This window comes from Veillonella parvula (assembly GCF_001553335.1).
Taxonomy (GTDB): domain Bacteria; phylum Bacillota; class Negativicutes; order Veillonellales; family Veillonellaceae; genus Veillonella; species Veillonella parvula_S.
Window position 1 is genome coordinate 125,279 of record NZ_KQ960780.1, and the last position, 6,633, is coordinate 131,911.

Genomic DNA, 6,633 nt, shown 5'->3' on the forward strand with positions numbered 1-6,633 from the left:
AAACCATTATATCAGCCTATAATCTTCCTAATATTAATGATTTACTCTTCATCTAACACAGGCTCTATACTAATTTTCTTTGTATTTTCATCGATGCCATAAAAAGTAAATAGTGATTCATAATCATCGATCAATTTCGGACTTGGTTCAGCTGTAGCTACAAGAACACCTGTGCCAACAACGACCCCACTCATTTCAAGAACTAATTCTTTAAGCCCCTTAGCAGTACCGCCAGCTTTCATAAAGTCATCGATAATTAACACCTTCGCATTAGGAGGAATTGCCCGTTTAGTTAGTGTCATAGTTTGAATGCGCCCAGAGGAACCTGTTACATAATTAATGCTAATAGCAGAACCTTCTGTTACCTTACTATCACGTCTAGCAATAACAAGTGGTTTATTGAAAGCTCTCGCTACCATTACAGCCAAAGGGATCCCCTTTGTTTCTACAGTCAAAATATAGTCTGGTTCACGGTTCACAAAACGAGTCATAATAATCTCACCCAGACGTGTCATTACGTGCCAATCATATAAGATATCAGACATATAAATAAAACCACCTGGAATGATGCGATCTGGCTCCATTAAACGAGCTTGTACATCGCGTAAAATATCGTTCGCTTGTGTTCCCTTACGATGCGGAATAAATCGTACCCCACCAGCTACACCGGCCACCGTTTCTAAGGTCCCCAGTTGAAAGTGTTCCATAGACTGCCTTACACATGTCAAATCTTCACTAACCGTTGATTTAGCCATGCCAAAAAAGTCGCAAAAGTAATTTAAAGGAATCAATTTTTGCGGTGAATCAACTAACAGTTTTGTCATTGCCACCATTCGTTCTACACGCCGTACTTTATCCATAGGGTTATCCTTTACCATTCATCATATAACTATTGAGTATACTCATCAATTTAACATCTTGAGTCATCATCATATATCTATATTATACCATAATTTCCGAATATTCGAGGTTTTGAATACATTATAATTCGGTAAAAGAAAAACTCTCTAGCATTTTATACAAGAATATGATTTTAGTCTATAAACCTATCATATAGTTATATAAAGCTAGAGAGTTATCATTATAAAATATAAACCTTTACAGATTGACGTCCAAACTGTAATGCTTCTGCACGAGAATCAAAAGCTAAATCAATGCGATGCCCTTTAATAGCACCACCTACATCGTCAGCTACAGCATAGCCATAACCTTCAATATATAATCGCGTTCCCAAAGGAATTAATTTAGGGTCTACAGACACAAGTCCCTTCCGTAGACGACTACCTGTAGCTGTATATTTTCCGTTGCCAGGATCTTGAGATGAATAGCCACTAGCCTCCATCGTTAAAACTTTAGAGTATTTATTAGGCACTCCATTATGATTGCGTTCTGTGCCATGGCCTCCATAACGAGTCTCCATCTTTTCCAAAGCATTCATCGTAGCAGGACCAACACGACCATCTACAGGGAGCCCTTTAGATTTTTGAAATTTTCGAACAGCTTGTTCTGTATTATGACCGTAAATGCCATCTATAGAATCATGTAAAAAACCTTGATGCTTTAACATGGTTTGCACCTTACTAACGTGATGCCCTCGTTGCCCCCGATCAATAGTTTTTGCTAATGATACAGAGGATACCATTACAATCATACAAACAAGCGTACATGTAATAATTATTATTTTTATCATATACACCTCACCTTACATTAAGTAGTATACTATACAGTTTTAAATAATCTATAAACCATAAAGGTTCTATTAATATCAATAATTCATATATTAAATTATAGTTATAGTAATAATTTTAAAGGTGTATTACATATATATCATAAAATTATAAGATACCAATGAAAATCTCCATTATATCCTGCAAGAATATTCACTTAGATTACTTCTAAAGTCGGAAATTCTCTTCAGTCTACAATGGAGATTTAATAGTTATATTTAATTTTAGCAGTTATGGTATACACCAATATGACATTCTTTTCGGTTTGCACCAACAAGTCTTAAGAAGATGTAACCAAATAATGCAGAGATTAATGAGCCAAGTATAACGCCACCTTTTGCCATTTCTTGAGCGTGACCTGGTTCAAATGCCAAGATAGATACGAAGATACTCATTGTAAAGCCTATACCACATACAATCGCAGTACCATATACATGCTTCCAATTAGCTTCTGTAGGCATTGGTACAAGGCCACATTTCACCATCGCAAATACTGCACCAAAAATACCTAATTGTTTCCCTATAATAAGACCTAATGCAACACCAAGCACTACAGGATGCGTTAAGTCATTAACAGATACATTACGTAAATCTACACCAGCATTAAAGAATGCAAATATTGGTACAATTAAAAAACTAACCCAATTGGATAATAAATGTTCCCAATGTTGCATTGGACGAACATACTTACGACCACGTCGACCGCGAGATGGAATTGTCATGGCTAAAATTACACCAGCCATGGTTGCATGTAAGCCAGATTTCAATACACAATACCATAAGATAAAACCAAGAATGATATATGGTAAAGGACGTACATAACCTTGTTTATTACAGTAAATAAGGGCTGCTACCACTACTGCGGCAGCTAGTAAATACATTGTATTAATGCTAGCCGCATAGAAGATAGCAATAACAATTATCGCGATAAGATCATCTATAACAGCGAGTGCCGTTAAAAATACTTTCATTGAATTAGGTACTCTAGATCCTAATGCAGAGATTATACCAATAGAAAAGGCAATATCTGTTGCCGTAGGTATCGCCCAACCATGAATGTACTCAGAGTGTGAACCAGCTATTAAATAGTAAATAATAGCTGGTGTAATAACACCAAATAAGGCGGCGATACCAGGCATTACGCGCTTAGCATTCGTATTGAGCTCACCCGCAACTAACTCACGTTTAACTTCAAGACCAACAAAAAGGAAGAAAATAGTCATTAATGCATCATTCACCCATTCTAGAACAGTTAAGTTCCCTATATGATGATTAACGATTTGAAAGTATTGTTCAGCTGATGGCGAATTCGCCAAAATTAAAGCGAGTACAGTTGCTCCTAATAGTACAGACGTTGCTGCACCTGGAGAGCGTAAGAAAACAAATATACGTTCCATTTGAATCCTTTCTATGTGTTCAAAAGATTATCCTATCAAATCTTACCACGCATTTTGCGTATTTGATAAGCCAATATTAAAACTATTGCACCTAGTAAACCTGATAAGATAGAACCTATGAAGATCCCAACCTTAGCCATTTCTTGAGTTATACCCGGAGGGAAAGCCAATGTGGCAACAAAGAGACTCATAGTAAAGCCAATACCACACAAAATAGCTGTCCCATAAATTTCAGGCCACGTCGTTTTTGTAGGCATCTTAATTGCCTTAGATTGAACCAAAATGTAGACGGCAGAGAATATACCTAATTGTTTTCCTAAGATTAAACCGAATGAAACACCTATGATTACAGGATGGAATAAATTATCTATGGAAAAATCAGCAAAGGATACACCAGCATTTAAAAAACTAAATAATGGTATAATTAAGAAGTTTACCCAATTGCGTAAAGCATGGGCCCATTCTTCCATAGGATATACTACCTTATCTATAACTTTACCTTTAAAAGGAATTGTCATAGCCAGTACAACACCGGCAATGGTAGCATGCACACCAGATTTTAAAACTAAATACCAAAGAACTAATCCTAGAACACAATACGGAAGTGGTCTTAAATAGCCTTGCTTATTAGTATAAATCAGTAAACCAGTTACAGCCGCAGCAGCTATTAAATCCATAAAATTAACGCCTGCCCCATAAAAGAGAGCAATAACGACTATGGCAATCAAGTCGTCAATAATAGCTAATGCAGCTAGAAAGGCTTTCATCGCTGTAGATACCTTATTACCAAGCATTGTAATAACGCCTATAGCAAAAGCAATATCTGTAGCGGTAGGAATCCCCCAACCATGTCTATATTCTGGCATATATCCAGCCGCAAAATAATACACAATAGCTGGCGTAATAACACCTGCAAATGCGGCTAATACGGGAAGCACACGTTTCGCCTTCGTATCAAGCTCCCCAGAAATCATTTCCTTCTTGATCTCTATACCAACATAAAGGAAAAAAAGAGCCATTAAGGCATCATTTACCCACTCCAGTATAGTCATTGGACCAAGGTGTATTTGCATGACTGCAAAATACTGTGCTGCAATCGGTGAGTTCGCCACAAGAACGCCTAAAATAGCAGCGGACAGCAAGGATATCCCACCAGCAGACTCTGACTGGAAAAATGCTTTTATAAAATTCATAATAACTACCACTTTCTGAGTCATAAATAATAATACGTATTTTTATGTATATAAAAACAACTATATTTATTATTATATCATTTCAGTTCGAAAATAATCAATATTGTTTACTTTCTTTAAGTAAAGAGATAAAAAATACAATAAGTGATACAGTTAAACAAATAGCAGCAATCGTATTCATAACAGGATTTTGCCAAAGTGGTAGAAGCAATCCTATAAGAACAGATATACTACAAAATAATGGTGTACGCCAAATATGCTTTTCCTCTACCGATACTTTAGATAGAATTACATCTGATTTTTTATACTTTCTAATAATAGTCATCATAAGTCCAGTCACGATACCAATAATGAGAACAATATCCCATATAGCCCACAATATCTTCAGAGCCATCGTATTATGATTATGAATATGTAGGTTAATCATAGTCGTCATACCTGTAAAATACCATGGAACTGCTTTAGTAGAAAATCTATCATTACTAGAATCGACATACAAGTTAGCATATACAGGCTGTCCAAGAAACATAGCTGGATCATCATCATTTTCTGCACCTAAATAAAATGCATAATGGTAATTGTTAAACTTAGATGGATAATCCATAGAAATAACTTGTCGATCTGAATATACTTTCATTATACGAGAAATTGCTTCTGATGGTTGCAATATTTCAGATTGTCCAATCGAAAGTTCCTGTTTAGCATTATGAAGTACATCGGCATTATAGTTATCATTTGCAATAAAAAAGCCCCCAATCCATACACCTGTTATACATAATATAAATCCCCAGACCGTTGCAACTATTGAGAATTCACGATGTAATGCACCTATTTTCATTTTCTTAGATAAAACAGAGGCCTTAGAATAACTTTTACGAAATGGACCATATAAAAAAATCCCTGAAATAATAGTGAGACTACATAAAAATGATAAGAATGTTACAATATATATGCCAATTTTACCTAAATCTAATCGTGTATGTAATTGATGAAGAGTATGTAACATACTACGAATCCAAGGATGTACAGGAGGCTCATTATGTGAAGTAATCAGTTCTTTAGATATAGGATTATATAAAACATAATCCCCACCCATTCCCATGCGAGCTGGAGGTGCTACCGTAGCCGTAGATTCAATAATACGATACCGTAAAATATGTGTAGCCCCCATAGCAGGGGATATATTCAAAATATCTTTTGATGGATATTTCTGTTTAACAAGTAGTGCCCCCTGATCAGCATACTTAAATATAGATTCTTCATGTTCATTCATCGACATTATAGCTGATGAATGATGTGTTGTTCCACCTTGAGCCCATGCATTTAACTCAGTTCGAAACATGAGTACTAATCCTGTAATACAAAACATTAAGAAGAAAATTAAGGAAATGATAGATAACCATTTATGAACTTTATATACTTTTGACATACGAATTCCTCCTTTTCTATTATTTTATACATCTAGATTGAAAGTAATTCAATACATTTACTACTATAGGTATAATCATAGATATATCTATGATTACTTGAATGTATATGTAAATATATGATACAATATTTACATCGTGCGGGCGTAGTTCATCGGTAGAATGCGAGCTTCCCAAGCTTGAGAGGAGGGTTCGATTCCCTTCGCCCGCTCCATATAATTTGTGATGTAATGTATATCACAAATTATATGCAAAATATTATAATATATATACTTTTTGTATTGTTTTTTAAGGAGATATCCATGAAATTAAGTGCAAGAAATCAATTAAAAGGTACTATCGTTGAGATCCAAGAAGGCGCTGTAAATGCAATCGTAAAAATCAACGTAGGTAATAATAATATTGTTACTGCTGACATTACTATTCAATCCGTTAAAGAATTAGGCTTAGCAGTTGGCAAAGAAGTTGTCGCTGTTATCAAATCCACTAGCGTAATGGTTGGTGTAGAATAATAAAGAATTAGAGCTGCTTAGGCAGCTCTTTTTTTGTATATATATTAAATTCCTAATAAGTTGTTATTAATATATAGGCTCTATGATTTTGTGATCATGGGGCTTGTTATTTACATAAATATGGAGTTGCTCAACTAGTTTACGGTTCGATACCATTGGTGCTGCGCACCGCGGTATCGATTAGATAAAGTTTATTTACATATATTTAAAGTAGCTCAACTGCTTTACGGTTCGGTAACATTGGCACGTTGTGCCTCGTTACCGTATGGATTAGTTAGATACTACCATTAGCCGCGGCTTCCTATCAATCCTCACTGTGGATTTTCCTTCTCTGCTTCGCAGCTCGGTAAATCTTACGTTCGGAAGAAAGTGATGCA

At 35.4% G+C, this 6,633-nt stretch carries 6 protein-coding genes and 1 tRNA gene; 2 read left to right on the forward strand and 5 right to left on the reverse strand.

Annotated features, from left to right (window positions below):
• Window positions 1-41 precede the first annotated feature (41 nt).
• The 5 genes from purR to HMPREF1865_RS01975 form a co-directional block, all read right to left on the reverse strand.
• On the reverse strand, window positions 42-860 hold the full coding sequence (gene purR / locus HMPREF1865_RS01955) for a pur operon repressor (protein WP_008713583.1): 819 nt from the start codon (window positions 858-860) through the stop codon (window positions 42-44).
• 221 nt (window positions 861-1,081) lie between these two features.
• The gene (locus tag HMPREF1865_RS01960; RefSeq protein WP_060919006.1) at window positions 1,082-1,690 is read right to left on the reverse strand and encodes a peptidoglycan-binding protein; all 609 of its coding nucleotides are present in this window, start codon (window positions 1,688-1,690) and stop codon (window positions 1,082-1,084) included.
• 261 nt (window positions 1,691-1,951) lie between these two features.
• On the reverse strand, window positions 1,952-3,124 hold the full coding sequence (gene nhaA / locus HMPREF1865_RS01965) for a Na+/H+ antiporter NhaA (protein WP_060919007.1): 1,173 nt from the start codon (window positions 3,122-3,124) through the stop codon (window positions 1,952-1,954).
• A 35-nt stretch (window positions 3,125-3,159) separates the two neighbouring features.
• Complete coding sequence (gene nhaA / locus HMPREF1865_RS01970; protein WP_060919008.1) at window positions 3,160-4,317, reverse strand: Na+/H+ antiporter NhaA; 1,158 nt, start codon at window positions 4,315-4,317, stop codon at window positions 3,160-3,162.
• A 97-nt stretch (window positions 4,318-4,414) separates the two neighbouring features.
• Window positions 4,415-5,746 (reverse strand): PepSY-associated TM helix domain-containing protein, encoded by a 1,332-nt coding sequence (locus tag HMPREF1865_RS01975; RefSeq protein ID WP_060919009.1) that lies wholly within the window; start codon window positions 5,744-5,746, stop codon window positions 4,415-4,417.
• Between the two features lie 138 nt (window positions 5,747-5,884).
• On the opposite strand from HMPREF1865_RS01975, the gene HMPREF1865_RS01980 reads away from it, so the two are divergent.
• Window positions 5,885-5,958: transfer RNA gene (locus tag HMPREF1865_RS01980), tRNA-Gly, on the forward strand.
• An 88-nt stretch (window positions 5,959-6,046) separates the two neighbouring features.
• Window positions 6,047-6,256, forward strand: a complete 210-nt coding sequence (locus HMPREF1865_RS01985) for a TOBE domain-containing protein (RefSeq protein WP_004693239.1) — start codon at window positions 6,047-6,049, stop codon at window positions 6,254-6,256.
• The last annotated feature ends 377 nt before the right edge of the window (window positions 6,257-6,633 follow it).